Genomic DNA, 25,963 nt, shown 5'->3' with positions numbered 1-25,963 from the left:
CGGAGCGGGCAGCGGACTGGAGGTCAACTGCCGACGGCGCGCGAGGGGTTGGTGGGTATGAGGTGCTGGTACGAGGGGCCGCTGGCCGCCTTCGACACGGAGACGACGGGGATGGACGTCGAAGCCGACCGGATCGTGTCGGCCGCCGTCGTCGTCCAGGACGCGCCGGGCACCCGGCCGCGGGTCAGCCGCTGGCTGGTCAACCCGGGGGTGCCGGTGCCGGCCGCGGCGACCGAGGCGCACGGGCTGACGGACGAGCATCTGCAGCACAACGGCCGCTGGCCGGCACCGGTGATGTACGAGGTGGTGGAGGCGCTGGCCGAGCAGGCGAGGGTGGGCCGGCCGCTGGTGGTGCTGAACGCCCCGTTCGGTCTCACCCTGCTGGACCGGGAGTTGCGCCGTCATCGGGCCGCGCCGCTGAGCCGCTGGTTCGAGCGGACACCGCTGTGGGTGCTGGACCCGCGGGTCCTCGATGGGCATCTGGACCGCTACCGCAAGGGCGGCCGCACGCTCACCGACCTGTGTGCGCTCTACGGCGTCCCGTCGGAGGGCGCGCCCGGCGCGGCCGAGGGCGCGGCGGCGGCGCTGGAGGTCACTCGTGCGGTGGGCCGCCGCTTCGCGTCCCGGCTGGAGCGCCTGTCCCCCGGCGAGCTCCACACGTTGCAGGCGGTGTGGCACGCGGGCCAGGCCCGGGGGCTGACGTCCTGGTTCGCCCGGAACGGCACGCAGGAGGCGGTGGACCCGGCCTGGCCGCTGCGCCCGGACCTGCCGAGGGCCGCGTGAGGCCCGGTCGGGGGTGCGTGGAGCCGGTCGGGGCATGCAAAAAGCCGGTCCGCCTGGGGCGGACCGGCTTTCCCGGTGGGCGATACTGGGTTCGAACCAGTGACCTCTTCGGTGTGAACGAAGCGCTCTCCCACTGAGCTAATCGCCCGGGAACGGACTGAACAATACAGGTCCGGGCGCGCTTGGTTCAAACCGCTTGCAGATGGGCTGCCAGGCCGCGCCGCCCGGCCCGCATCATGAGTGCGTGGTTCGCGCGGAAGACGGGCCGTCCCGGCCGGGCGAGGCGGCGCAGCAGGGGTGTGCGGACGTCGACCTCCTGGGCGTAGCGGGCGAGGGTGGTGCCGGGGCCCCGGGGGACGACGGTCCAGCGGGCCCAGCCGTCGATGTCCCCGGACAGGGCGACTTCCAGGATTCCGGCCGCGGGGTCGCGCCTCGTCTCCCGCACGGTCGTCACCAGGGAGAGCGGCAGCACGGAGCGGATCCGGAGAATCCCCGCGCTCCCGCCGGCGGTGTCGGCGAGTCGGGTGACCTCCTTCACCTGCGGCCACCAGCGGGGGTAGTCCTCGACGCGTTCCAGGGCGCGGTACACGGCGGGCACGGGCGCGGGCAGGGTCCACAGACTGCGGAAGCGGTAATGGTTCCGGTCCATGGACGGAGTGTGCCCGCCCGCGCCCGCGTCGTGCGGTCCGCTACGGCATCCGGTCGCCGAGCAGGGCCAGGTTCTCGATGGCGGCGAGGCCGTAGAGCGCGGTGTCGTTGGTGGACACCCAGGTCGCCTCGCCGCCGGCCACCAGGGCGGTCGGGCCGGTGACCCTCTCGGTCCTCCAGGGGGCGGACTCCCGGTAGCCGTCGGAGTTGTAGAACTTCTCCCAGGCCCGGTCGGCGAGTTCGGCGTCGCCGGTCTGCACGGCGGCGTAGGCGTCCAGGCGGGAGTGGCCCTGGAAGAGGATCAGGTTGCCGAAGTCGCTGCCGTAGCGTGCCGCCTGTTCCGCCTTGCTCGCGTTGAAGTAGCGGCAGTAGTCGTAGTACGCCTCGTTGAACTCCGGCATGTCGACGAGGTCGATGAGTTCGGCGCACAGTTCGTTCAGGCCGAAGACGGCCGACAGGTGGGAGACCTCGACCTTCGGGGTGTTGGCGACCGCGAATCTGCCGGTGTCCAGGTCGTACAGGCCGCTGCCCTGGACGAAGCCGTTGGGCTGGGCGGCGATGGTCTCCATGGTGGACAGGACGCGTGCCCTGGCCTTCTTCCACTGGGGGCCCCGGCGTTCCCACTCGGTGAGCCAGGCGGAGACCAGGCCGCTCCAGTCGGTGCCGAAGCCGATCGACAGGGCGTGGCGGTCGGGGGTGTACGGCTCGGTGCGGATCTTGCGCAGGGGGTCCAGGGCGAGGAAGGTCTCGTCGGAGTCGACGTTGGCGTGCATCAGGTCGCCGACGCGTTCGTCGGCGGTGAGGAAGTAGTAGTACCGCCGGTAGGTGGTGTTGGCGATGCGCTGCTGTTTGGCGCTGTCGGCGAAGTGCTGGACGCCGTGCCGGGTGCCGAGGCCGGCCCACTTGCCCAGGTGGTAGACGTCGACCTCGCCGGTGTGCCGGGTCATGGCCTCGGCGAAGCGGAAGATGTCGGCGCGGCCGGAGCGCAGGTAGGCGTACCAGAGCCAGAGGTCGGGCGAGAGTTCGGAGTTGTCCCAGGCGTAGCCGCCGACGTCGTAGCGCCACTGGTGGCGGACGGTGTCGTAGGTGTGCATGATGTCGCCGTAGTCCCAGAAGCCGTACCAACGGCGCATCTCCACCTGGTTCTTGTAGTAGGTGAAGAGGAAGTCGAGGTGGTCCTCGATCTTCGCCTTGGCCGGGGTGGAGCGGTCGGGTTCGGCGTACAGGCCGGGGCCGAACACCTTGGCGCCGATGAGCTGCCGGGGCGGTGCGGCGAGTTGCGGGAGGACGCGGACGGCTTCGACCTGCTCGGCGAGGCGGTCGGCGTTCGGGGTCGACTCGTTGGCCCAGAAGAGGAGTTCGGAGGTGCGGGCGATGCCGTAGGGGGTGCCGAATCCGGGCTCGTAGTCCTCGTAGGTGATGTTGAGGCCTTCGAGCTGTTCGGGGAAGGTGTCCTGGCCCATGCCGTCGTGGTAGAAGCGCAGGTCCATGGGCTGCGCTTCGGGTGACCAGAGCCAGAGGGTGACCTCGGCCTCGTCGGTGTGGGCGTCGCGGATGTCGAGCTGGGCGGGGTGTTTCTGCCAGAAGTCGCGCAGGCCGAAGGAGAGTCCGCCGCCGGCCCCGCCGACGTAGCCGAAGCCGGAGGCGCGTCTGCCGCCGCCGGCGCCGATCCAGCCGTAGCCCTTCTCGGTGCGCTTGCGCAGGGCGAAGCCGTCGGCGGAGAGCTGGGCGAGGGTGTAGTCGCCCCATTCGGGGATGTACTGCAGGCGGGTGGTGACGCGTTGGTCCCAGGTGGCGGGGTCGGGCAGCTTCTCCCCCGCGTACTGGGCCGCCTGCACGGCCTCTCCCGGGTCGCGGCGCAGTCCGGTGATTCCCTTGACGGCTTCGCGCAGCAGGCCGGTGCCCTCGCCGCCGATGCGGATGTGCCGGTCGTAGGTCTCGTCGCGCATCGGCACGGAGAAGCGGACGCCGATGCCGCGGATGAAGTCGCCGCTCGCCCTGCCGGGTTCCTGCTGTCCGTCGTAGGTGATGGTGTGCACCATGCGGAAGGAGTCGGAGCCCGCGTAGAAGTAGAGGCGGAGGGAGAAGGGGAGCCAACTGCGCTGCCCCTTGCGGTGCTTGCCCTCGATGCGGACGACGGCGCGGACCGGTCCTTCCTGTTCGACGGTGACGTCGGTGATGGCGCCGTCGAAGCGCTCGGTCCTGACGGTGGTCTGGTCGCCGTCCTCGAACTCGGGCTGGCGCAGCAGGACGAGGCGTCCGTTCCTGGCGATCTCGGTCGAGCCGCGGGTGACGGACTTGACGATCGTGGTGCCGGATTTTCCGATTCTCGCGGTGATGACGCCGGTCGACACGTCGATGGTGCCGCCGCGTTTGCCGACGGTGACCTTCTTCTTCGGTGCCGCGGGGGTGCCGGTGGTGAGGGTGAGTGTGCCGGAGCCCGAACTCACGGCGTGTGCGGTCCACTTGAGGGAGCCGTCGGGCCAGTGGGCGATCGGCCAGGACTGGACGGGTACGGCCTTGCCGTCGGCGTCGGCCAGGGCGAAGGTCTGGTCCTCCCGGTGGAGGCCCCTGGGCCAGGGCACGCCGACGGTGGAGCCGGGTGCCGCGCCGAGGCCGCCGTCCTCGAGCCAGTCCAGGGTCACGGGGTCGTCGGCGGAGGTTTCGGCTCTCGGTGCGGCGGTGGCATCGCGTGCGCCGAGCGCCCAGCCGAACTGGGCGGCGGCGCCTGCCACGGCGGCTGCCTTCAGGAGGGACCTGCGGGGGACGGGGGACATGGCCTTTCCTTTCCGTGCGGGACGCATCGTGATGCCAAGGGCATGACAGGAAGGGGCGCGACGCCGGGGCGTCGGCCCTGGTACGCGAGGCACCGCGCGCGTCAGCGGTGCCGGTAGCGCTCTTCCACGGCGACGGCCGCCGCCGCGACGGCTCCCAGGACGGGGAGCGCGAGCGGTGCGCTGAACCAGGCGGAGCAGACCACCACGGCCAGCCCGCCGACGATCAGGAAGGATCCGGCCGGGTCGAGCACGGTGCGGCGGCCGGCCCGCGCGAGCAGCGACCGCCAGGAGGCGCCGGGCCGCCACTCGGTCGCCGCGCGCAGTCCGGCGACGACCGCCGTGATCAGGGCGAACACCCCGACGGCGGCCACGAGGGCGCCACCGGGCAGCCCGGCCCGTACGGCCCGTACGTCCACCCACACCACGGCGAGGACGGCCCATCCGGCGAGTCCGACGAGCCACCCGCCGCGCAGCGCCGACCGGAAGTCGGCCGCGAACTCCCGCAGCCCGCCGCGCTCGTGAGCGAGCCGGCGCCCGAGGTGCCGCGCACCGGCCGCGAACGCGGCGGGGTAGGTCACGAGCGGCAGCGAGGCCAGCGCGATCCACACTCCGGTGAGCAGGCACTCGGCGAACAGGGCGAACCGGCCGGTGAACAGCGACTCGCCGCGTTCCCGGAGGGCCTCGGCCCGCGCCGTGGCCCTGATCGGTTCGGTCATGCGCGGTTCGGTCATGCTCGGTTCAGCCATGCGCGGTTCACCTCAGCCCTTCAGGCCGGACGTGGCCATGCCGTCGATGAGGTAGCGCTGGAAGGCCAGGAAGAAGGCCAGCACCGGCAGGAGCGCGACGAGGGACATGGCGATCATGCCGCCGTAGTTCGCCAGCGCCTCCTGGTCGACGAACATCTTCAGGCCGAGGGAGACCGTGTACTTGCCGGGCTCGTTGAGGTAGATCAGCGGGCCCATGAAGTCGTTCCAGGCGTTGATGAAGGTGAAGATGGCACTGGTGATCAACGCGGGACGGCACAGCGGGAGCACGATCGACCAGTAGACGCGGAAGTGCCCGCAGCCGTCGAGGCGTGCCGCCTCGTCGAGTTCCCTGGGCAGGTTGCGCATGAACTGCACCATCAGGAAGACGAAGAACGCCTCCGTGGCCAGGTACTTCCCCAGCAGGAGCGGGGTGTACGTATTGATCATGTCCATGTTGCGGAAGAGCACGTACTGCGGGATGAGCAGCACGTGGTACGGCAGCAGCAGCGTGCCGATCATCAGCGTGAAGAGCAGATTGCGGCCGGCGAACCTGATCTTCGCGAAGGCGTAGGCGGTCAGCGAACAGGACACCACGATCCCGATCACCGAACCCACCGAGAGGAAGAGCGAGTTGAAGAAGAACGTGGAGATCGGGATGTCCGCGATGCCGTCGGCGAGGCTGGTGTAGTTCGAGGTGACCGGGTCACCCGGGAAGAGGTCCAGGCTGCCGACGATGTCCTCGCTCTTCTTGAACGACCCGCCGATGACCCAGATCACCGGGTAGAGGATCACCGCGAGAATCGCCAGCGCCCCGAGGTGCCAGGCCAGCGAGCCGCGGAGTCTGCGCCGCGAGGCCGTCGTCAGCGGGGAGCGGGCCGGTGTGACGCCGGTGGCCGGCGGGGGCGCCCCCCGGCCGGACGGAGCCGAGAGATCGGGGGAGCTCATCGGCCGCCCTCCTCGTAGTGCACCCAGCGTTTCTGGGACCGGAACAACACCGCGGTGACCAGGGCGACCCCGACCAGCAGCACCCACGCCATGGCGGAGGCCAGGCCCATCCGGCTGTTCTCGAAACCCTGGACGTACAGATAACAGGTGTAGACCATCGTGCCGTCCGCGGGGCCGCAGGCGTTGCCTCCGGCGCCGCCGCCGACGATGTAGGCCGAGCTGAAGATCTGGAAGGAGTGGATGGTCTCCAGCAGGACGTTGAAGAAGAGCACCGGGGAGATCATCGGCAGGGTGATGTTCCAGAACTGCCGCAGCCTGCCCGCCCCGTCGACGTCGGCCGCCTCGTACAGCTCGCGCGGCACCTGCTTCAGGCCGGCCAGGAAGATGACCATGGGGGCGCCGAACTGCCAGACGGTGAGCGCCACCAGGCTGTAGATGATCAGGTCCGGGTCGCCGGTCCAGCCGCCGACCCCGATGCCGAAGAGTTTCTGCGTACGGTCGACGATCGCGTCGTCGGAGAAGATCGCCTTCCACACGATGGCGACGGAGACACTCGCCCCGATCAGCGACGGCGCGTAGAAGGCGGCCCGGTAGAAGGCCTGCCCGCGCCGCTTCTGGGCCAGCAGCAACGCCACCCCGAGCGCGGCGATCAGCTTGATCGGCGTACCGACGGCCACGTACCAGAGCGTGACCCGCACCGAATGGCGCCAGCGCGGGTCGGCGAACATCTCGGAGAAGTTGTCCAGGCCGATCCATCGGGGAGCGTCGAACAGGTTGTAGTCGGTGAACGCGAAGTACAGGGAGGCGATCATCGGGCCTGCCGTCAGCAGCAGGAACCCGGCGATCCAGGGGGACATGAAGAGGTAGCCGGCCAGGTTCTCCCGGCGGCCCCGCCGCTTCAGGGCGGCGGAGCGCGGGGACTTCACCGGACCGTGCCGCGGCTCGGGGCCCCGGGGCGGGGCCTCCGTCGCAGGGGCGTGTGTCACGGCGGTTCCCATCAGCCGGCGAGAGCCGTCTTCGACTCGGTGAAGAACTGCTTGACGGCGTCCGCCACGGAGCGCTTGCCCAGCCCCAGTTCCTCCGCGATGCGCAGGAACGCGGCCTCGCAGATGTCGGCGCCGTTCGGATGCGGGGTGATGGGCTCCAGGACACCCGCGTCGACGAGGGACTCCTCGTAGGCGGCGATCGCCTTGTCGACCGGGTCGGTCGGCCGGTACGCGTCGTACTGTGCCTGCGTGGTGGGCACACCGCGGTCGTATCCCATGATCTCGGCGACCTCGGGGTCGTGCACCATGAAGTCGATGAACCGGGCGACCTCCTCGGGGTGCCGGGTGCGCCTGGAGGCGCTCAGCATCAGGGAGCCGAGGTACTGGCCGGTCCTCCTGCCGTCCGTGGTCGGGACGGGCGCGAGACCGTACTCGCTCTTGCCCTCGGAGGTGTAGCGGACGGTGAAGTTGTCCCAGGTGAACTCGGATCCGGCGAGTTCACCGGAGAGCGCCGACTTGGGCTTGATCTGGGCGGCCTTCCTCGGGTCGGCGAACAGGCCGGACTTGACGCCCTTCTCGGCCTTGGTCCACCACCGGGTGAGATCCGCCTCGGTGAATCCCAGACCGTCCTCGGTGAAGAACGCCTTGCCGTTCTGCCGCAGGTACAGGTCGTAGAGGTACATGACCCCGTACATGCCGCTGTCCCCGGCCCGCCCGGTCCTGTCCCGGATCCTCGCCATCGCCTCGTCGAAGTCGTCCCAGGTCCAGCCCTGTTCGGGTGTGACACCGGCCCGGGTGAAGACGGGCTTGTCGATGACCAGGGCCATCGAGTTCGACCCCACGGGCACGCCGAGGAGCTTGCCGTCGATCTCACCGAACTTCTCCAGGCCCGCCCGGAACCCGTCCATGGAGAGGTTGCCGGCCTCGACCTGCCCGCTGAGGTCGAGCAGAACGTTCTTCGCATCGTATTTGCGCAGAAATCCGATGGCGTTCTGGAATACATCCGGTGGATTCCCCCCGGAGGCCTGTGTGTTGAACTTCTTCCAGAAGTCGCTGTATGGCTGGAAGTCGGTCTTGATCTTGATCTTCGGGTACTTCTTCTCGAAAAGCGCGATGGTCTTGTTGATGCGCTCGGCCCGGTCCTCGGCACCCCACCACGAGTAACGGAGCGTCACCGTCCCGTCCCCCGAGCCGCTGCCGCCACCACAGGCGGTGGCGGTGGCCCCCACTCCAGCGACGGCCAGCGAGACGCCCGCCGCCTTGAGGACCGTCCGCCTCCCGACCCGCCCCTCGGCCCGCCCCTCCGTGGTCCCGCCGCTCCCGCCCTGCCGCATACGAGCCTCCCCGCGCCGTCGCGTCCGTCTCGTGAATCGTTTCAAGTAAGCGCTTGCTGGCACAAGGTACGGAGGGCCCACGGGCGCGTCAATGATTCGGACAGGAATCACCGGGCGCGGTGATCGGGCGCGACCGGCGACGGCCCGCCGCTCCCCCCGTGGACGGGGACGGAAAGGGGCAGGTCTGCGCAGGTGTGTCCGACGGGCCGAACGCCGGAGGGCCCGCCGGGACACGGGCTCGGGAAGGTCACGGTTGAATGAAGGCCGACGCAGGCGGCGCGGACGAGACAGGGGACGCGGACGGGGACGGCCGTGCCGCCCCCGTCCGCAAACGCGGTACGGCCCGGCTCACCGTCGGTGAGCCGGGCCGTACCGCGATCCGGTGGGCGATACTGGGTTCGAACCAGTGACCTCTTCGGTGTGAACGAAGCGCTCTCCCACTGAGCTAATCGCCCGGACGCAGGAAGAACATTACCCCATGTCAGCCAGTGCCCGTGACGGGCGGGTGGCCGGTCGCCGCGCCCCCGCCCCGGCTCACTGGTTCTTGATCTCCCAGGGCATCACCAGGCCGAACTTCCACAGATAGGCCACGCTCAACGCGGCCGCGATGACCAGACCGATCGAGGTCAGGATGATGTTCCGGCGCCGCACCCGCGGGTCGAGGGCGCGCTGCGCCGCCTCGGTGACCTTGCGCTTGGTCCACCGGAGCACCAGCTGGGCCCAGACGAACTCCGTCGCCCAGATCGCCATGCCGGCGAAGATCACCACCCATCCCGGCCCGGGCAGCACCAGCATGGCGGCACCGGCCGCCACCACCGCGAGCCCCACGATGAAGACGCCGACCTGCCAGCTCATGTGCAGGGCGCGCCGCGCCTGGACGAACGCCGGCGCCCGCGAGCCCAGCGCACGCTCGTCCTTCGCCTGGTCCGCCCCGTCCGTCCCCGCCCGATCCGCCGTCATGGCCGCCTCGCCGGGTGAGTCACTCCCCGTGTTCATACCGCCGAACACTACCGGAGCCGGTCCGGTCACCGGAACGAGCGCACCGGGCGAATGATCCCTCGGCCGGTTGAGTTACGTATACCGACGCAAAACACCCAGAGGGGTTTACAACGGCACCGTAGGTGGCATGTCGATTTCGCCGACGTGCGAATCCCCGAGCGCACACTGAGCGAAAGGCCCTGGCGCTTATGAACACCACGGTCAGCTGCGAGCTGCACCTGCGCCTCGTTGTGTCGAGCGAGTCCTCCCTGCCTGTCCCCGCAGGCCTGCGGTACGACACGGCCGACCCCTACGCCGTGCACGCCACTTTTCACACCGGAGCCGAGGAAACCGTCGAGTGGGTGTTCGCCCGCGACCTCCTCGCCGAGGGACTTCACCGCCCCACGGGCACCGGCGACGTCCGCGTCTGGCCATCGCGCAGTCATGGTCAGGGCGTCGTCTGCATCGCCCTGAGCTCCCCGGAGGGGGAGGCCCTGCTCGAGGCCCCGGCACGGGCTCTGGAGTCCTTCCTGAAGCGCACGGATGCCGCCGTGCCTCCCGGCACGGAACACCGGCACTTCGATCTCGACCAGGAACTCTCACACATCCTGGCGGAAAGCTAGGGAGGGTTCACCGGACCGCCCGGCGCCGTCGACTCGGGGAGACGGCGCGGGCCCTGACAGCCGTGCGACGGCACGCACCGGCGCCGACACCGCGGGCACCGCGGCCGGCGCCGTTGTGTTGTGCCCATGTCCCGGCCGAGCGGGGTGATCGAGGGCCCTGACCGACTTCCCCGTGTGGCGTTCCGAAGCCGCGTGCGGGCCGGACAGGGGTCGGGGTTGCGGGAGCCACTACCATCGGCCAGCATCGGCGGGCGCCCGCCCGACCCTCAGGCCAGGGAGCGAATCGTGCTGATCACCCACGACACCCGGTGCGCGCTGGACACCGTGGTGGATCTGGTGAACACCGCACCGGAGGACGACTCGGCACCGGACGGACTGCCGGACGTCGCGGCGCTCGAGAGCTTCGTGCACTCGCACCAGGTCAGTGAGGTCGGGGTCCTCACGGAGTTCGACCTGTCGGCGGTGCGCAGGCTCCGTGGACGGTTCGCGGCGGTCTTCGCCGCCCCCGACGCCCACACCGCCGCCAAACTGATCAACGAACTGGTCGCGGCCGCGGGCACCACGCCCCGGCTCACCGATCACGACGGCTACGACTGGCATGTGCACTACTTCGCCCCCGGCGCCTCGATCACCGACCACCTGGCCGCGGACTGCGGAATGGCGCTGGCCTTCTTCGTGGTCGCCGGTGAGCGGGAGCGGCTGCGGCGCTGTGAGGCCCCGGACTGCCGGCACGCCTTCGTCGACCTCTCCCGCAACCGCTCGCGCCGCTACTGCGACAGCCGCACCTGCGGGAACCGCCTGCACGTCGCCGCGTACCGGGCGCGGCGCAAGGAGGCGGCGGGCTGACCGCCGGGGTCTCTCCAGCCGTCGTACCCGGCGGGACCGGTTACGGGCGGGCCTGATGGCCCCGGCGGTCCCGGCGTGGGAACGGGAAGGGATTCGATGCCGTGCCGACGCGGTCCCGACGGGTGGCGCCGGGTACCGCGGGTACGGCTCACAGCCACAGCAGGTCGTGCAGGGCAGCCATGAGCAGCAGACACCCGATCACCGCAAGGAAGATCATCAGCGGTGGCTGGGAAAGGGCGAAGAGGCATCCGCGCGGCTCTTCCTGCGGCGGCGCGGCCTCGCTCTGTGTCGTGTCCAGCATCTCGCGGCGATCATGGCGCATCGAAAGCGCCCGACGCGATCACCACTCAGAGAGTGAACGCGAGTTCACTGATTCCGTGACATACGGCCCGAATCACGATCGTTTACGGGTGCTCCGGGACCGACTGTGACGTTTCAGCCGTTCCCCCGGTGCAGCCCGGCGTCGCGCCCGTCACCTGCGGAGCGGCACCTTCATATGCCGTGCTTCTTGAGGATCGCCTCGATGTCGCTGAAGTCGTCCTCGCCTCCGGCCGCGGGCCGGGACGCCGGGCGGGAGCCCTGGCCCAGTGAGGGCGCCGAGGCGTTCGGGGCCACCGCTCCGGGCTGAGCGGCCGCCCCGGCCGAGCGGCGCTCCTTGCGTCCCTTCCGCTCCTCGCGTGTGCCGCCGCGACGGCGCTCCACCGCTCGCGTGGTCATGAACAGCACCCAGGCCAGGCCCAGCAGTCCGAAGCCGGCCCAGGCCGTGGGACTGAAGGCGGTGCCGGCCAGCCACTTGACGACGCCGGTCATCACCAGGCCGATGGGAATGAGGGAGTAGGCGGCGATGCGGGTCGCGGCGAGGAAACGCTTGCGCCACGCCGTGATCAGCGCGATGCCCAGGCCGGCCGCGGAGACGGCGGCACAGACGGTCTCGGCAATCATCCGGTCCTCCAGGCAGGGTCGGTTCGGTGGCGACGGGCACGTGACAACCAGCACGTGCCGACGAGCGCGTGACAGCAAGCGCCGCGTGCCCTTCCATCCTGCACCTTTCGGACCTTGTCGGGCCATGCTCCGATCGCGGATCAGGGACATCTCCGGGTCGGCTCCTCCCCAGGTGCCGGTGTGCCGTACCCCCATGTCGGGCCCGGCAGGGACGATCGCCCGAGGTCCGGTTGGGTGCCGCGGGGCGGGGCTGGGAGACTGTCCGCCATGAGTGACTCCTCCCCCGACCGTGCCGCCGCCCCCGTTCTCGACGTGTGGTGCGAGCTGCAGTGCCCCGACTGCCGCGGCGCCCTCGACGATCTGCGCGCCCTGCGGGCCCGTTACGGCGACCGTCTGGAGGTGCGGCTGCGGCATTTCCCGCTGGAGAAGCACAAGCACGCCTTCGCCGCCGCGCAGGCCGTCGAGGAGGCGGTCGAGCAGGGGCGGGGCTGGGCGTACGTCGAGGCCGTGCTGGGGCGGGTCGAGGAACTGGCCCGTGGGGGAGAACCCTTCCTGGTCCAGGTCGCCCGGGAACTCGGACTGGACGCCGAGGAGTTCGACACCGCGCTGATCGACGGCCGGCACATCCTGATCGTGGACGCGGACCAGGCCGAGGGCAAGGCGATCGGGGTGACCGGAACTCCGACCTATGTCATCGGTGGCGAGCGCCTCGACGGCGGCAAGAGCCAGGAGGGTCTGCGCGAGCGCATCGAGGAGATCACGGACCGGCTGCTGGCCGAGCAGTAGGGACGGACCGGGGTCGTCCGGCCTCCACGAGGCGGCCCCACCTGCCCCGTGTCCCCGTCACAGCAGGGGCTTGTACATCGCGTACCGCGTCGTCCGGTAGCCGAGCGAGGCGTAGAGCCGCTCCGCCGGGGTGTTGCCCGTGAAGACGTTGAGTCCGACGGCCCGTTTCCCGGCGGCGACCGCCTGGGCCTCGGCGAGCCGCATGAGGGAGCGTCCGTGCCCCTGGCCGCGGTGCGCGGCGGTGGTCTCGACGTCGAACACGTATGCCCGCTCCCCGTGCACCGCGAGCCACAGGGTGCCCACGGGTGTGCCCCGGTGTTCGAGGACGCTGAGGAGCATGCCCTCGGTCCTGAGTCCGTCGGGCAGCAGCGCGGCATGGTCCCCGGCTGCCTTGGCCCGCGCCTCGGCCTCCGGCACGCCGCGCTCGGCCCAGCTCCGCGCGTAGTCCGCCTCGCTCTTGGCGGACCACGGGCCGTACTCGGCCTCGGTCATCGGCCGTGCGCGGCTGCCCTCCGGCAGGGCGGGCGGGGCGTCGCCCAGCACCTTCTCCATGGCGTAGTTGCGTACGACGTAGCCGAGCGCCGTGGCCAGGCGGAAGGCGGCGTCGGCACCGGGGTCGGCGGGGACGCTCGCCTCGATGCGGCGGCAGCCCCAGCTCCGCGCGATCTCCTCGGCGGCGAGCGCGGCCACCGTGCCCCGGCCGCGCCGGCGGTCCGGCTCCTCGATCCGCAGACTCATGATCCGGGCCACGGCGGCGCCGGAGGCGGGCTCGGTGCCGAGCCGCACGCGTCCGACGGGACGACTGTTCACGCACACCTGGTAGCGGCGGGAACGCGTGCCGTCGGGATTCTCCTGGAGCGGCTCGACCGGCCGCAGGGTCGTGGTCATGACCGGTGTTCTACCCACTGCGGCCCGTCGGGTCAGCCGAATTTCCGCACGTTCACGGATCCAGGTCGGCCGTGGCGTGCTCGTCGAAGATCCGCATGGCCTTGGCGGTCACCGGGCCCGGCGCGCCCGGCAGTTCACGGTCGTCGACGCGGTGCACGGCCTGTACGTCCCGCAGGGTGGAGGTGAGGAAGATCTCGTCGGCCCGCTGGAGGACGTCCATCGGCAGATCGGTCTCGGCGGCGCCGGTCCACTCGACGGCCAGCGCCCGGGTGATGCCCGCGAGGCAGCCGGAGGCGACCGGCGGGGTGTGGATCTCGCCGTCCAGGACGACGAAGACGTTCGAGCCCGTGCCCTCGCAGAGCCAGCCGACCGTGTTGCCGAACAGGGCCTCGGAGGCGCCCTGTTCGCGGGCGCGGGCGAGGGCGACCACGTTCTCGGCGTAGGAGGTGGTCTTCAGGCCGGTGAGCGCGCCGCGCTCGTTGCGGGTCCAGGGGACGGTGATCACGGCGGTGGAGTCGGGACGGCGAGCGGTCTCGCCCAGGGCGACGAGGAGCGTCGGGCCGTGTTCGCCGCGGTCGGAGCCGAGCGGGCCGTGACCGCCGGTGTAGGTGATGCGCAGTCGGCCGAACGGCATCGGGTTGGCCTCGAGGACGGCCGCGCAGGCGCGGCGGACCTCGTCGGCGTCGGGTTCGGGCAGACCGAGGCCGCGGGCCGAGCGGGCCAGCCGGTCCAGATGCCGGGTCAGCGCGAACGGCCTGCCGTTCACGGCCTTCACCGTCTCGAAGATGCCGTCGCCCACGGTCAGTCCGTGGTCGAAGACGGAAACGCGGGCGGACTCGGTGTCCTGCAGCCCGCCGTCGAGCCAGATCTTCACCTTTGGGTCCCTTCGTTCACCTCGTGCCCGCCCGACGCTACCGCGAGCAGCCGGGACGCCTTCAGTTCGGTCTCCCGCCACTCCCGCTCCGGGTCCGATCCCCAGGTGATGCCGGCGCCGGTGCCGAACCGGAGCACGGCGGCGCCGTCCACCCGCCGGTCGATCCAGAAGGTACGGATGCCCACCGCCAGCTCGGCGGTGCCCCGGTCGGCGTCGACCCAGCCGATGCCGCCGCAGTACGGACCGCGGGGCGTCCGTTCCAGGGCGCCGATGATCCGCAGGGCGCTCGACTTGGGTGCGCCGGTGACGGAGCCGGGCGGGAACGCGGCCGCGAACAGCTCGGGCCAGCCGGCCCCGGGCCGCAGTTCGCCCCGCACCGTGGAGACCAGGTGCACCAGCCCCGGATGCTTCTCGACGGCGCACAGGTCGGGCACCGTGACGCTGCCGGTGGCGCAGACCTGTCCGAGGTCGTTGCGGACGAGGTCCACGATCATCACGTTCTCGGCGTGGTCCTTGTCCAGGAGGTCGGCCTCGGTGCGGCCGGTGCCCTTGATCGGCCCGGACTCGACGGTGCGCCCCGCGCGGCTCAGGAAGAGTTCGGGTGACGCGGTGGCGATCTCCACACCGTGTCCGGGCAGGCGGATCGTTCCCGCGTACGGGGCCGGGTTGCCGCGTGCCAGCAGGGCGGTGAGGGCGTCCACGTCGGCGTCGGCCGGGACGGGGGCGGAGAGCACCCGGCAGAGGTTGGCCTGGTACACCTCGCCGGCGGCTATGTGCTCGCGGATGCGCCGGACGCCGGCCACGTACGCCTCGTGGTCGAGGGAGGACGTCCAGTCGTCGACGGCGGGCCCCCGCCAGCCGCCGGGCACCGGCGCGGGCACCGGCTGCTCGCGGACGTCCCGGAAGCGCGCGCAGGTCAGACGGCCTTCGAAGTCCGCGCAGACGGCCCAGAAGCCACGGGAATCCAGTGCCGCGGGATCGTCGGTGACGTCGAGGAGTCCGGTGGCCACGCGGCTGCCGAAACGGGCGAGGGGCGGGAGATCGAGCACGTCGTCGAGTCTATGGCGGGGGACGCCGAGGTGACCTGGCCGTGTCCGTGAGCGGGCGCAGCGCAGCACGCTGCACAAACGGGTTTTTGTACTGGCCCCGGAATCCGCTAGAGTTCACCACGTCGCCGGGACGCGGAAGCGGACCGGACCGACAGGCGGACGTAGCTCAGTTGGTAGAGCGCAACCTTGCCAAGGTTGAGGTCGCGAGTTCGAACCTCGTCGTCCGCTCGAAGGAACGGGGGCCTCCCGGGCCCCCACGCTCCTGGTGGAGTGGCCGAGAGGCGAGGCAACGGCCTGCAAAGCCGTCTACACGGGTTCAAATCCCGTCTCCACCTCCATGGACGATTAGCTCAGCGGGAGAGCGCTTCCCTGACACGGAAGAGGTCACTGGTTCAATCCCAGTATCGTCCACTGGATCTTCGGATCCTCCGCGCGATTAGCTCAGCGGGAGAGCGCTTCCCTGACACGGAAGAGGTCACTGGTTCAATCCCAGTATCGCGCACGCACCGTCCGTGATCCGCTCCTCGGAGCGATCGCGGTCCCGAGGACGATTAGCTCAGCGGGAGAGCGCTTCCCTGACACGGAAGAGGTCACTGGTTCAATCCCAGTATCGTCCACCGCCCCGGAACCCCCGGCCGCCCAGCGGCCGGGGGTTCCGTCGTCCCCGGGGTGCGGTCAGGACGAGAACAGCATGCGGCCGAAGCCCTTGTTCCGGTGGTGGCCGTAGTGGTGGCCGCCGTGCGGGGCTCCCCAGGCGGGCTGCGGCGCCGCCGGGTACGCCTGCGGGGCGGCGGGCGGCGCGGGCGGCGGCGCGGGCTGGGACCACTGGGCCTCCAGCCGGGTCAGCGACTCGAGTTCGCCGTAGTCGAGGAAGATGCCCCGACAGCCGCTGCACTGCTCGATCTGGACACCGTTGCGGTTGTAGGTGTGCATCGGCGCACGACACTTCGGACACTGCATGTTCGGTCAACTCCTCGCCGGTCGGCCCTGCTTCGTGTTTCGCCTGGACAGACTCCGTCCGGCTGCGGTCGGTTGCACCCTACTTCGTCGACGGGTGCGTCGACCGGCCCGGGACCGCGGCCATGCGCCGGCAGGCGTCGACCACGGCACGGTCCAGCTCGTCCAGGTCCCGCCCCTCCCCCACGGCCTTGGTGACCGTCCGCGCGGCGGTCTGCACGGTGAGGGCGCGGGCCGGGACGTCCAGGGCGGTCCAGGGGTCGTCCCCCGGGCCGAGCGCGTTTCCGCCCGCGGTCCGGTAGGCGTCGAGGAACCGTGTCCACTCCTCATCCGGCAGCAGCCCGCAGGCGAACCAGGACGCGGGGCGTGCGAGGTCCCAGGCGGGGGCGCCCGTGCCGAGATCGTCGATGTCTATCAGCCGCCAGGGCCCCTCGGGCAGGCGCACCAGCTGGCCCAGGTGGAGGTCGCCGTGGCACAGGGCGGCCGGCTGCGGCATGGGCGCCTCGGCCCGGGCCCAGGCGGGCAGGGCGGCCCAGGCCCGCAGCACGGGAGCCGCGGCCGGGTGATCGCCGACGGCACGGAGCCCTGCGACGGCACGGGCCGCCTTGAGGGGACCGCGCATCCTCGGCGCCGACCCGGGCACGGGTGTGCGGTGCAGCAGGGCGAGCAGCGTGCCGACGGCCTCCCAGGGGGCGGCGTCGGGATCGTCCGGGTCGACCGGGCTGCCGTACGGCCAGCAGGTCACGAGGCGTCCGTGCAGGTCGACCGGTTCCGGTCCGAGCGGGGGCAGGAACACGTCCGGGAGCCCGGCGGAGAGGGTGAGGCGCCGGGCCAGCTCATCGGTGTCGGTGTCCGGGGCGTGGGCCTTCACGACGGTGTCCGCGTGCCGGACGACGGTGCCGTCCGGGCGGTCGGCCAGGGTGCCGGTCTCCCCGCAGGAGCAGGCGGGGGTGCGGGTGTGGGCGATGGCCTCGGCCCGGGCGGTGAGTTCGGGCAGGAGGGTGGTGGCTGTCACGGGGCTCCCTGGATGCGGCCTGGGGAGAGGGTACGCGGGGGGCCGCGCGAGCCGGCTCGGGCACAGAAAAGTGCCGGCGCAGCTCCCCAGCTGCGCCGGCATTTGTGCCGTCCGCCGCACCCCCGTCCCCACGGGGTTTCATGGGTGGATGTCCCCGCCCGGACCGCTCTTCCGGGCCTGGGGTCGCCGCTCAGCGCCCCAGCATCTCTCCCACGGACGACGCCTGTGTGGCCACCGTCTCCCACCCGTCGAAGACGAGGAGGAGCAGGGCCGCCAGGGGGAGGGCCATGAGCGTCGCCACCACGGGGTGGCGACGGCCCTCGCGGCGTGGGCGGAACGCGGCGGTGCCCGCCTGCTGTATCCGCGTGCGGACGAGCGTCCGCGGTGCCGTGTGGGCCATGACCCCTCTCCTGACCGTTTCTGTTGTCATGCTGCTTCAGGCGCCGTTGTGCGCCTCGAACGGCGGCGGGCGTCCGGCCTCGGGGGACGAGTGCCGTACCCGCCGTTCGATCTCAAATCTAGGGGCAGGGCGCCGCCCGGACGTCATGCCCTCGTACCGATTACCGGGCCTCCCGGAGGATGAGCCGTGCCCCGCGGTGTACTCCCCTGGGTGGAGACGGTCTCCTCCATGTCAGGGACATCCCCGAGGGGGCGGCCGCACCGGGCCGCCCCGCCCGCCCCCGCCTACTCGGAGTCGTCCGCCCTCGGCACCGGCTGCTCGACCAGTGCGAGCACGCGGTTCGCCATGAAACGGGCGGTCCGCACCACCGAGCCCGTACGCGTGACTTCACTCACTTCCACCACGCCCCGGCGCACCGCCGTCTCCACCCTGCGGCCCGCCCGGCTCGCTATCACCTCGTACGTCCGCGTCGTGTCCCCCGCGTCCACGACTATCTCCACACGATCGCCCTTCACTTGATCAATCCCCCTTCGGTGTCGAGCGGTTGGGATCATGCTCGGGCGCGGGCCCGGCCTGCTCGCGCCTTCCCCGACCACTCTTCGAGTTTCCCACCCGCCACTGACAATCCGTCGTCGCGAGAGGGCGCGGCCTCTGCGCACGGACGCCCGGGGAAACGTAAGCTGAGGAACGTCACAGGACCGGGCAGCGGGGATGAACATGGCGATGATGCGCCTGAGGCGCGAGGACCCGCGCGTCGTCGGCTCTTTCCGACTTCACCGACGACTCGGCGCGGGCGGGATGGGCGTCGTCTACCTGGGCTCCGACAAGAAGGGGCAGCGGGTGGCCCTGAAGGTGATCCGGCCCGATCTGGCGGAGGACCAGGAGTTCCGTTCGCGGTTCGCCCGCGAGGTCTCCGCCGCGCGCCGGATCCGCGGCGGGTGCACGGCCCGCCTGGTCGCCGCCGACCTGGACGCGGACCGGCCGTGGTTCGCCACGCAGTACGTGCCCGGCCCGTCGCTGCACGACCGGGTCGCCGACGGGGGGCCGCTCGGCGCGGCCGAGGTCGCCGCGGTCGGCGCGGCCCTGTCGGAGGGGCTGGTCGCCGTGCACGAGGCCGGGGTGGTGCACCGGGACCTGAAGCCGTCCAACATCCTGCTGTCCCCGAAGGGGCCGCGGATCATCGACTTCGGCATCGCCTGGGCCACCGGCGCCTCGACGCTCACCCACGTCGGCACGGCCGTCGGCTCCCCCGGTTTCCTCGCCCCGGAACAGGTGCGCGGCGCGGCCGTCACCCCGGCCACGGACGTGTTCTCGCTGGGTGCCACGCTCGCGTACGCGTCGATGGGCGACTCGCCCTTCGGGCACGGCAGTTCCGAGGTGATGCTGTACCGCGTCGTGCACGAGGAGGCCCACCTGGACGACGTCCCGGACGCGTTGGCGCCGCTCGTCCGTGCCTGTCTGGCGAAGGATCCCGAGGAGCGGCCCAGCACCCTCCAGTTGTCGCTGCGGCTCAAGGAGATCGCCGCGCGGGAGAGCCAGGGATTCGCCGACGTGCGTCCGCCCGCGCCCCGTGGCCCGGAGCCGGAGCGGGTGACCGGACGGCAGTCCGGCACCCCTCCGGACCGGGTGCGGCGCCGGGCCCCGGGCCCACAGGGCACGTCCGGGGGCCGGGTCACTCCCCCGCCGTCCGGGTCGTCCGCCGGACGCGGCGCCGCTCCGGCCGGGAGCGGGCAGTCGCCGCGGCGCGGCGACCGGCGGGTGCCCGCGGCGCGCGGGGGCGGTGCGTCACGCGGGGGCGCCTCGCGCGGTGGTACGCCGTCCCGGTCCGGCCCGCGGTCCACGTCGGGGGCGCGGAACCCGTCCCGGTCGGGCACCGGTTCCCGCCGTCCCGGGCCCCGGACGGCGGGTGGCGGGCTGCGGCCGGCCAATCCGCGGCTGCTCCGGCAGCGGCTGTTCGTGTTCGTCGTGGTGACGCTGGTCGTCGCGGTCGGCATCGCCCTGGTCCAGGGCTGCCAGGGCCCGGCACACGGACTCGGTGACGACGGCGACGGCGGCACCGGTGCGCGGACCCAGCAGGAGCAAGGCGACCAGGGTGGCTACGGGCCGCAGGCCCCGGACGACCTCACGGCCGAGCGGTACGCGTCGACGCCGGACCGGGACGGCTGACCCGGCCGGGCTCCGGGCCCGAGCTCGGCAGGCCCCCGTCTTCGACTCGTGCTTCGCCGCCCCTCAGGAGGTCGGCCGGCCCGTCGCCACCGCGTAGAAGGCGACCGCGGCCGCGGCGCCCACGTTGAGGGAGTCGACGCCGTGGGACATCGGGATGCGGACCCGTTCGTCGGCCGCGGCCAGGGCCCGGGTGGACAGCCCCTCGCCCTCCGCGCCCAGCATGAGGGCGACCCGGTCCATCCGGTGCGGGGCGACCTCGTCGAGGCTCCGGGCCTTCTCGTCGGGTGTCAGGGCGAGGAGCGTGAAGCCCTCCTCGCGGACCGTTTCCAGGCCCTTGGGCCAGTTGTCCAGCCGGGCGTACGGCACGGAGAAGACCGCGCCCATGGAGACCTTGACGCTGCGTCGGTAGAGCGGGTCGGCGCAGTCCGGGGAGAGCAGGACGGCGTCCATGCCGAGGGCCGCCGCCGAACGGAAGACGGCCCCGATGTTGGTGTGGTCGTTGACCGACTCCATGACCGCCACCCGGCGTGCTGTGCGCAGGAGTTCGGCCGCCGTGGGCAGCGGCTTGCGCTGCATGGAGGCGAGCGCGCCGCGGTGCACGTGGTAGCCGGTGACCCGTTCGGCGAGTTCCGGGCTCACGGCGTAGACCGGTGCGGGGAGTTCGTCGATGACGTCGCGCATCACGTCGACCCACTTGGCCGAGAGCAGCATGGAGCGCATCCGGTAGCCCGCGTCCTTGGCGCGTCTGATGACCTTCTCGCCCTCGGCGATGAACAGGCCCTCGGCGGGTTCGCGGGTACGGCGCAACTCCACGTCGGTCAGGCCCGTGTAGTCGTGCAGACGCGGGTCGTCGGGGTCCTCGAGGGTGATGAGATCGGCCACGGGGTGATACTGCCTTGTCCTGGACGGGGTGCCGACGGCCGGGGCCGGCCGTGTCACCGATGGTTGTTCTCGGAGGGGCCGACGTTCACGACCTCCCCGATGACGATCACCGCAGGCGGTCTGACCTCCTCGGCGCGGACGGTCTCGGCGACCGTGGCGAGGGTGGCGCCGACGCGGCGCTGCGCGGCCGTGGTGCCCTCCTGGACCAGGGCGACCGGGGTGTCCGGGGACCTGCCGTGCGCCATGAGGGTCTCGGCGATCCGGCCGATCTTGTCGACGCCCATGAGGACCACCAGGGTGCCGGTCAGCTTCGCCAGGGAAGGCCAGTCGACCAGGGAACGCTCGTCGTCGGGCGCCACATGGCCGCTGACCACGGTGAACTCATGGGCCACACCGCGGTGGGTGACCGGGATCCCGGCAGCGCCCGGCACCGAGATGGAGCTGGAGATGCCGGGGACGACCGTGCACGGGATGCCCGCCTCGGCGAGCGCCTGGAGCTCCTCCATGCCGCGGCCGAAGACGTACGGGTCGCCGCCCTTGAGCCGGACCACCGACCTGCCCTGCCGGGCGTGTTCGATCAGCGCGTTGTTGATGGCCTCCTGCGCCATGAACCGGCCGTACGGTATCTTCGCCGCGTCGATCACCTCGACGTGCGGCGGGAGTTCGGCCAGCAGGTCGCGCGGGCCGAGCCGGTCGGCGATGACGACGTCCGCCTCGGCGAGCAGCCTGCGGCCGCGCACGGTGATCAGGTCCGGGTCGCCGGGACCGCCGCCGACCAGGGCGACGCCCGGGGTGCGGGTGCGGTGGTGCGGGGCGACGAGGGTGCCGTCGCGCAGACCCTCGACCACGGCGTCACGGATGGCGGCGGTGCGGCGGGGGTCGCGGCCCTTGGCGTCCGTGGTGAGGACGGCGACCGTGACGCCCTCGCTGTGCCCGGTGGCCGGGGTCCAGGCGGTGGCCCGGTCCGCGTCGTCGGAACGGACGCACCAGACGCGGTGGCGTTCCGCCTCGGCGGAGGCCCTGGTGTTGGCCTCGTCGTCGCCGGTGGCGATCAGGGCGTACCAGGCGTCCGCGAGGTCGCCCTCGGTGTACCGGCGCCGCTGCCAGGTGATCTCGCCGGCGTCCGCCATCGCCTCCACCGACGGCGTCGCCTCGGGGGAGATCAGGAGGATGTCGCCGCCGGCCGCGATGAGGGCGGGCAGGCGGCGCTGGGCGACCTGGCCGCCGCCGAGCACGACCACTCGACGGCCGGTGAGGCGGAGGCCCACGGGGTAGGCGGGGTGTTCGGCCATGAGGTGCGGCTCCTCGTACAGGCGGCGTGCGTGGGCGCTACGGCACTGGAGCGGCCCTGACGTGCGGTGTGCGGATGCGGTGTGCGGACGGGGACTTCAGCGTACGGCGGGGGCGGGGCGGCGGTCGCTGCTCCGCCCCCGCCGGGTGCCTGCTACTTCTCGGTGACGCCCGCCGAGTCGAACGTCGCCACCTCGTGCATGGCACGCGCCGTGCTCTGCACCATCGGCAGGGCGAGCAGCGCGCCCGTGCCCTCGCCGAGGCGCAGGTCGAGGTCGACCAGCGGGCGCAGCCCCAGCTTGTTGAGGGCGGCCACATGGCCGGGCTCGGCGCTGCGGTGCCCGGCGATGCAGGCGGCCAGCACCTCGGGGGCGATGGCCCGGGCCACCAGGGCCGCGGCCCCGGCGCTGACGCCGTCCAGGATCACCGGCGTACGCAGCGACGCGCCGCCGAGGAGCAGGCCGACCATGGCGGCGTGCTCGAAGCCGCCGACGGCGGCGAGGACGCCGAGGGGGTCGGCCGGGTCCGGCCGGTGCAGCTCGAGTGCGCGGCGCACGACCTCGGTCTTGCGGGCCAGGGTCTCGTCGTTGATGCCGGTGCCCCGGCCGGTGACCTCCGCCGGGTCCGCGCCGGTGAAGACCGAGATCAGGGCGGCGGACGCGGTGGTGTTGGCGATGCCCATCTCACCGGTGAGCAGGGCCTTGTTGCCGGCCGCGACCAGGTCGCGGGCGGTCTCGATGCCCACCTCGACGGCCTGCTTGGCCTCCTCGCGGGTCATCGCGGGACCGGTGGTCATGTCGGAGGTTCCGGCCCGGACCTTGCGCGGCAGCAGTCCGGGGGTGGCCGGAAGGTCGGAGGCCACACCCACGTCGACGACGCAGACCTCGGCGCCCACCTGGGTGGCGAAGGCGTTGCAGACCGCTCCCCCGCCGAGGAAGTTGGCCACCATCTGGGCGGTGACCTCCTGCGGCCACGGGGTGACGCCCTGGGCGTGCACGCCGTGGTCGCCCGCGAAGACCGCGACGGCCGCGGGCTCCGGGACGGGCGGCGGGCACTGGCGGGACAACCCGGCCAGCTGGGCGGAGATGATCTCCAGCATGCCGAGCGCGCCGGCCGGCTTGGTCATGCGCTTCTGCCGCTCCCACGCCTCGCCGAGCGCCTTGGCGTCCAGCGGGCGGATCTGCGCGACGGTCTCCGCGAGCAGGTCGTGCGGGTCCTCGCCGGGCAGCGCACGCCTGCCGTAGGTCTCCTCGTGCACGACCCAGGACAGCGGGCGGCGCTTGGACCAGCCCGCCTGCATCAGCTCGGGCTCGTCCGGGAACTCGTCGACGTAGCCCACGCAGAGGTAGGCGACGACCTCGAGGTGCTCGGGCAGGCCCAGCGCGCGGACCATCTCGCGCTCGTCGAAGAAGCTGACCCAGCCGACCCCGAGTCCCTCGGCGCGCGCGGCGAGCCACAGGTTCTCGACGGCCAGCGCGGAGGAGTACGGCGCCATCTGGGGCTGGGTGTGCCGCCCCAGGGTGTGCCGGCCGCCGCGGGTGGGGTCGGCGGTGACGACGATGTTCACCGGGGTGTCGAGGATGGCCTCGATCTTCAGTTCCTTGAACTGCTTCGCCCGGCCCTTGGGAAGGGTCTTGGCGTAGGCGTCGCGCTGGCGCGTGGCCAGTTCGTGCATGCTGCGCCGGGTCTCGGCGGAGCGGATGACGACGAAGTCCCAGGGCTGCGAGTGGCCGACGGAGGGCGCGGTGTGGGCGGCCTCCAGGACGCGGAGCAGGACCTCGTGCGGGATGGGGTCGTCGCGGAAGCCGTTACGGATGTCCCGGCGCTCCCGCATGACCTTCAGCACGGCCTCGCGCTCGGCGACGTCGTAGCCGGGGGCGGGGGGGCCTGTGGGACGGACGGGGCCGGCGGGCGGTGCGGCGTCGGGCACTCCGGCGCCCTGGGTGTCCAGGTCGTCCGGGTTCTGGGCAGGTTCGTTCTGGGCCGGTTCGTTCTGGACCGGCGTGGTGGGCACCGCGTCTGCGGCATCGGTGTCGGCCGGGTGGGGTGCGGGCACCGGGGCGGCGGTTTCCGGCGCGGGCTGTTCCTCGGTGGGGAGGGTCAGGGGCTGCGGCGGCGTCGGTGCGAGGTGCGGGGCGACCGGAATGTTCCCCTCCACGGAGACGGGCTCCTCCGGCGTCTGCTCCGGCCGGGTCTCCGGGAGAGCGGTGCCGTCGGGGGCCGCCGCGGGTCCGGCGGGAGGGGCCGCGTCCGGTGCGGGGGCCTCGGCGCCCGAGGGGGCCGGGGATCCGGGGAGCGGGGCCCACGCCTCCTGGACGGGCGGGGCGACGGGGGCGGTCGAAGCCTGGGGCTGGGCCTGCGGTCCCTGGACCGGGGGCACGACCGGGTGGTGCCCGCTGTTCGGGTTCTCGCCGGCCGGCTCGGCCTCCGTCCGCTCGAGGAGCGGTTCGGCTGCCGCGACGGAAGCGGGTGCCGTGTCGGGAGCGGGTGCGGCGGGCTCGGGGGCTTCGACGGTCTCCACCGGGCCGGGAGCGGGGGCGGGTGCCGGCTGCTCCGTTTCCGTTGCGGAGAGGTGCCCGGGTGCCGGAACACCGTCAGCCGCGGTCGGGGGTACGGAGGCTGACGCCTCGTCGTTCCCGACAGCGCTCACGGCAGGGACGGCCGCATGCGGGGCGGTCAGGTCGGCGACCGGGCCGTGGGGCTCGTGGGCCCCGGCGCCCGCCTCGTCGGTCACCGCGGGGGCAGCGGCGTCCACCGCGCCCGCGTCGGGTCGGCCGGCGTCGGGGGCGACGCTCTCCGGCGTCCCGGCGGGCACGGGCTCCTGGTCCGAAGCTTCCGGCAGCACGGCGGCGGCAGGAGTGAACGCCTCCTGCCCCGCGGCATCGGCTCCGGTGACCGCGGCGTCGGCCGCCTCGGCGGCCGCCCCGTCGGCAGTCGGCTCCGGAACGGTCCCGGTGGCCTGAGCGGCCTCCGGAACGACGGGAGGTACGGCGTCCGCGGCAGGACCCGCGCCGGACCCGTTCGCCTCGGCCACCGTCGGAACGGGCGCGCCCTCGGAGCCCACAGCACCTTCAGCGCCCTCAGGACCCCCGGTACCCACGGCACCTTCGGGGACCTGTGCCCCCTGCCCGGAACCGGTGTCCGTGCCGGCGGCCCCCGCCTCGCCCTGCCACGCCTCCGCGGCCGCCGCCACCGGCGCAGGGGTCTCCGGCACCGCAGGGGTCCCCTGCGGCGCCGTCGGGATCTGCGAGGCCGCCGTCGGCACGGCGTCCTGCGGCGCGCCCTGGGCTCCGGCGGTTGCGCCCGCCTCCGTCGAGACGCGGGCGACGAGCGCCTGGGCGGCGCCCCCCGGCCCCGGCGACGGAGCGACCGTTTCCGCCTGGGCCGCCGCGCCCGCGCCCACCGGCGCCGGGGCGACCCGGGGCTCCGCCGCCCGCGGGGCCGTCTCCCGGGGCCGCGGCACGTCGAGGTACTCGGGGCCGACGGCCGGCGGGCCGACCTGACGCACCGGCACGTCGGCCGGGCCGCGGTCGGCGAGCGAGCGGACCGGGCCGGTGGTGGCGCTGGGGATGGGCGGGCCGAGGTGCAGCGGACGGCGCGGCGCCGCCGGCTCGTGCGTGAACGCGCGGCGGGGTTCCTGCGCCCGCTCCGGTTCGGGGAGGCGGACACCGCCGAGGTCGACCGAGCCGGTGTCCCGGCCGGCCGTCTCGTGCGGTCCCGGCTCGTGCACGGTCTCCACGACCGGCTCGGGCGCGGGCGGGGCGACCTCGTTGCCCCAGGCCCCCTGGGCGCCGGGCAGCAGCAGTTCTTCGTCCTCGACGGAACTCTCGGAGAGGTAGGTGTACGGGTCGGGCGCGGGGACGCCCGGCTGCTCCACCATGCCTGTGTTCTCCGGCAGTCCTTCGCCCGGGACCTGGCCGGTGTCGGTCATGCGTACCCCTCGCCCATCGGTTAGTGCTCCTACGACCAGCTCACCCGGAACGGCGCACCGACCGCCCCACACTGAAGAACGAGCGTGCGTCCCCAGCGGCACGAACGGCCTGCCGAG

At 72.5% G+C, this 25,963-nt stretch carries 25 protein-coding genes and 7 tRNA genes; 11 read left to right on the top strand and 21 right to left on the bottom strand.

The features are described 5' to 3' along the window. Positions 1–57 precede the first annotated feature (57 nt). Positions 58–783 carry an exonuclease domain-containing protein gene (locus ACWEQO_RS15525; RefSeq protein WP_452983153.1) on the top strand — a complete coding sequence of 242 codons (726 nt, stop codon included), beginning with the start codon at positions 58–60 and terminating at the stop codon, positions 781–783. A gap of 76 nt (positions 784–859) precedes the next feature. Here ACWEQO_RS15525 and ACWEQO_RS15520 read toward each other — a convergent pair. The 7 genes from ACWEQO_RS15520 to ACWEQO_RS15490 all read right to left on the bottom strand — a co-directional run bounded on the left by ACWEQO_RS15520 (position 860) and on the right by ACWEQO_RS15490 (position 8,219). Then, positions 860–931, bottom strand: a tRNA-Val gene (locus ACWEQO_RS15520). A gap of 39 nt (positions 932–970) precedes the next feature. Next, positions 971–1,432, bottom strand: coding sequence for an SRPBCC family protein (locus ACWEQO_RS15515; RefSeq protein ID WP_361461772.1), 462 nt, complete (start codon positions 1,430–1,432; stop codon positions 971–973). A 40-nt stretch (positions 1,433–1,472) separates the two neighbouring features. After that, positions 1,473–4,208 carry an exo-rhamnogalacturonan lyase family protein gene (locus tag ACWEQO_RS15510; RefSeq protein WP_452983150.1) on the bottom strand — a complete coding sequence of 912 codons (2,736 nt, stop codon included), beginning with the start codon at positions 4,206–4,208 and terminating at the stop codon, positions 1,473–1,475. 101 nt (positions 4,209–4,309) lie between these two features. After that, the gene (locus tag ACWEQO_RS15505; protein ID WP_452983337.1) at positions 4,310–4,924 is read right to left on the bottom strand and encodes a hypothetical protein; all 615 of its coding nucleotides are present in this window, start codon (positions 4,922–4,924) and stop codon (positions 4,310–4,312) included. A 42-nt stretch (positions 4,925–4,966) separates the two neighbouring features. Beyond that, positions 4,967–5,899, bottom strand: a complete 933-nt coding sequence (locus ACWEQO_RS15500; protein ID WP_452983147.1) for a carbohydrate ABC transporter permease — start codon at positions 5,897–5,899, stop codon at positions 4,967–4,969. Next, positions 5,896–6,897: a carbohydrate ABC transporter permease gene (locus ACWEQO_RS15495; protein ID WP_452983144.1), complete on the bottom strand. Its 1,002-nt coding sequence runs from the start codon at positions 6,895–6,897 to the stop codon at positions 5,896–5,898. Before ACWEQO_RS15495 ends, ACWEQO_RS15500 begins: the two co-directional genes overlap by 4 nt. After that, complete coding sequence (locus ACWEQO_RS15490) at positions 6,897–8,219, bottom strand: ABC transporter substrate-binding protein (RefSeq protein ID WP_361461761.1); 1,323 nt, start codon at positions 8,217–8,219, stop codon at positions 6,897–6,899. The genes ACWEQO_RS15495 and ACWEQO_RS15490 overlap by 1 nt, the downstream gene beginning before the upstream one ends. Before the next feature lie 257 nt (positions 8,220–8,476). Between ACWEQO_RS15490 and ACWEQO_RS15485 the strand changes: the two genes are divergently transcribed. Then, positions 8,477–8,629, top strand: a complete 153-nt coding sequence (locus tag ACWEQO_RS15485; RefSeq protein WP_452983141.1) for a hypothetical protein — start codon at positions 8,477–8,479, stop codon at positions 8,627–8,629. Here the strand turns inward: ACWEQO_RS15485 and ACWEQO_RS15480 are convergent. Both ACWEQO_RS15480 and ACWEQO_RS15475 read right to left on the bottom strand, forming a co-directional pair. Then, positions 8,603–8,674: transfer RNA gene (locus ACWEQO_RS15480), tRNA-Val, on the bottom strand. The genes ACWEQO_RS15485 and ACWEQO_RS15480 overlap by 27 nt on opposite strands. Positions 8,675–8,753: 79 nt before the next feature. Further along, entirely contained in the window at positions 8,754–9,215 is a 462-nt protein-coding gene (locus ACWEQO_RS15475; RefSeq protein WP_361461756.1) for a TIGR02611 family protein, read from the bottom strand. Between the two features lie 191 nt (positions 9,216–9,406). On the opposite strand from ACWEQO_RS15475, the gene ACWEQO_RS15470 reads away from it, so the two are divergent. Beyond that, a complete protein-coding gene (locus tag ACWEQO_RS15470; RefSeq protein ID WP_004002642.1) occupies positions 9,407–9,820 on the top strand; it encodes an SsgA family sporulation/cell division regulator in 414 nt (137 codons plus the stop codon). A 285-nt stretch (positions 9,821–10,105) separates the two neighbouring features. Continuing rightward, complete coding sequence (locus ACWEQO_RS15465) at positions 10,106–10,666, top strand: CGNR zinc finger domain-containing protein (protein ID WP_361461754.1); 561 nt, start codon at positions 10,106–10,108, stop codon at positions 10,664–10,666. A gap of 148 nt (positions 10,667–10,814) precedes the next feature. Here the strand turns inward: ACWEQO_RS15465 and ACWEQO_RS15460 are convergent, their stop codons facing one another. Further along, entirely contained in the window at positions 10,815–10,967 is a 153-nt protein-coding gene (locus tag ACWEQO_RS15460) for a hypothetical protein (protein WP_361461751.1), read from the bottom strand. 191 nt (positions 10,968–11,158) lie between these two features. Then, entirely contained in the window at positions 11,159–11,608 is a 450-nt protein-coding gene (locus tag ACWEQO_RS15455) for a hypothetical protein (RefSeq protein ID WP_452983137.1), read from the bottom strand. 267 nt (positions 11,609–11,875) lie between these two features. Here ACWEQO_RS15455 and ACWEQO_RS15450 point away from each other — a divergent pair, with 267 nt between their 5' ends. Next, complete coding sequence (locus ACWEQO_RS15450) at positions 11,876–12,394, top strand: DsbA family protein (protein WP_361461747.1); 519 nt, start codon at positions 11,876–11,878, stop codon at positions 12,392–12,394. A gap of 57 nt (positions 12,395–12,451) precedes the next feature. On the opposite strand, the gene ACWEQO_RS15445 is transcribed toward ACWEQO_RS15450, so the two are convergent. From ACWEQO_RS15445 to ACWEQO_RS15435, 3 genes are read right to left on the bottom strand one after another with little or no spacing between them, the layout of a single operon-like run. Continuing rightward, positions 12,452–13,282, bottom strand: a complete 831-nt coding sequence (locus tag ACWEQO_RS15445; protein ID WP_452983133.1) for a GNAT family N-acetyltransferase — start codon at positions 13,280–13,282, stop codon at positions 12,452–12,454. A 52-nt stretch (positions 13,283–13,334) separates the two neighbouring features. Next, positions 13,335–14,156, bottom strand: coding sequence for an aminotransferase class IV (locus ACWEQO_RS15440; protein WP_452983130.1), 822 nt, complete (start codon positions 14,154–14,156; stop codon positions 13,335–13,337). Then, complete coding sequence (locus ACWEQO_RS15435) at positions 14,153–15,205, bottom strand: chorismate-binding protein (protein ID WP_452983127.1); 1,053 nt, start codon at positions 15,203–15,205, stop codon at positions 14,153–14,155. The genes ACWEQO_RS15440 and ACWEQO_RS15435 overlap by 4 nt, the downstream gene beginning before the upstream one ends. Positions 15,206–15,360: 155 nt before the next feature. On the opposite strand from ACWEQO_RS15435, the gene ACWEQO_RS15430 reads away from it, so the two are divergent. From ACWEQO_RS15430 to ACWEQO_RS15410, 5 genes are all read left to right on the top strand, one after another. After that, positions 15,361–15,433 (top strand) — tRNA-Gly (locus ACWEQO_RS15430). Between the two features lie 36 nt (positions 15,434–15,469). Then, positions 15,470–15,543: transfer RNA gene (locus ACWEQO_RS15425), tRNA-Cys, on the top strand. A 1-nt stretch (position 15,544) separates the two neighbouring features. Then, positions 15,545–15,616: transfer RNA gene (locus ACWEQO_RS15420), tRNA-Val, on the top strand. 19 nt (positions 15,617–15,635) lie between these two features. Then, positions 15,636–15,707 (top strand) — tRNA-Val (locus ACWEQO_RS15415). 43 nt (positions 15,708–15,750) lie between these two features. Continuing rightward, positions 15,751–15,822, top strand: a tRNA-Val gene (locus ACWEQO_RS15410). A 58-nt stretch (positions 15,823–15,880) separates the two neighbouring features. Here the strand turns inward: ACWEQO_RS15410 and ACWEQO_RS15405 are convergent. The 4 genes from ACWEQO_RS15405 to ACWEQO_RS15390 all read right to left on the bottom strand — a co-directional run bounded on the left by ACWEQO_RS15405 (position 15,881) and on the right by ACWEQO_RS15390 (position 18,092). Next, positions 15,881–16,165 carry a TFIIB-type zinc ribbon-containing protein gene (locus tag ACWEQO_RS15405; RefSeq protein ID WP_361459416.1) on the bottom strand — a complete coding sequence of 95 codons (285 nt, stop codon included), beginning with the start codon at positions 16,163–16,165 and terminating at the stop codon, positions 15,881–15,883. A 79-nt stretch (positions 16,166–16,244) separates the two neighbouring features. Then, positions 16,245–17,177 carry a phosphotransferase enzyme family protein gene (locus ACWEQO_RS15400; RefSeq protein ID WP_452983123.1) on the bottom strand — a complete coding sequence of 311 codons (933 nt, stop codon included), beginning with the start codon at positions 17,175–17,177 and terminating at the stop codon, positions 16,245–16,247. Between the two features lie 190 nt (positions 17,178–17,367). Beyond that, complete coding sequence (locus ACWEQO_RS15395) at positions 17,368–17,577, bottom strand: hypothetical protein (protein WP_361459412.1); 210 nt, start codon at positions 17,575–17,577, stop codon at positions 17,368–17,370. A gap of 284 nt (positions 17,578–17,861) precedes the next feature. Beyond that, on the bottom strand, positions 17,862–18,092 hold the full coding sequence (locus ACWEQO_RS15390) for a hypothetical protein (protein WP_361459410.1): 231 nt from the start codon (positions 18,090–18,092) through the stop codon (positions 17,862–17,864). 196 nt (positions 18,093–18,288) lie between these two features. Between ACWEQO_RS15390 and ACWEQO_RS15385 the strand changes: the two genes are divergently transcribed. Beyond that, positions 18,289–19,743, top strand: a complete 1,455-nt coding sequence (locus tag ACWEQO_RS15385) for a protein kinase domain-containing protein (protein WP_452983119.1) — start codon at positions 18,289–18,291, stop codon at positions 19,741–19,743. 63 nt (positions 19,744–19,806) lie between these two features. Here the strand turns inward: ACWEQO_RS15385 and ACWEQO_RS15380 are convergent, their stop codons facing one another. The 3 genes from ACWEQO_RS15380 to cobT all read right to left on the bottom strand — a co-directional run bounded on the left by ACWEQO_RS15380 (position 19,807) and on the right by cobT (position 25,846). Further along, complete coding sequence (locus ACWEQO_RS15380; RefSeq protein ID WP_452983116.1) at positions 19,807–20,625, bottom strand: TrmH family RNA methyltransferase; 819 nt, start codon at positions 20,623–20,625, stop codon at positions 19,807–19,809. A gap of 53 nt (positions 20,626–20,678) precedes the next feature. After that, entirely contained in the window at positions 20,679–21,917 is a 1,239-nt protein-coding gene (gene cobA, locus ACWEQO_RS15375; protein ID WP_452983113.1) for a uroporphyrinogen-III C-methyltransferase, read from the bottom strand. 152 nt (positions 21,918–22,069) lie between these two features. Continuing rightward, the gene (gene cobT, locus ACWEQO_RS15370; protein ID WP_452983110.1) at positions 22,070–25,846 is read right to left on the bottom strand and encodes a nicotinate-nucleotide--dimethylbenzimidazole phosphoribosyltransferase; all 3,777 of its coding nucleotides are present in this window, start codon (positions 25,844–25,846) and stop codon (positions 22,070–22,072) included. Positions 25,847–25,963: the final 117 nt, after the last annotated feature.

It is taken from the genome of Streptomyces sp. NPDC004051 (assembly GCF_053604275.1).
This window is presented reverse-complemented; position numbering and strand designations above follow the sequence as displayed.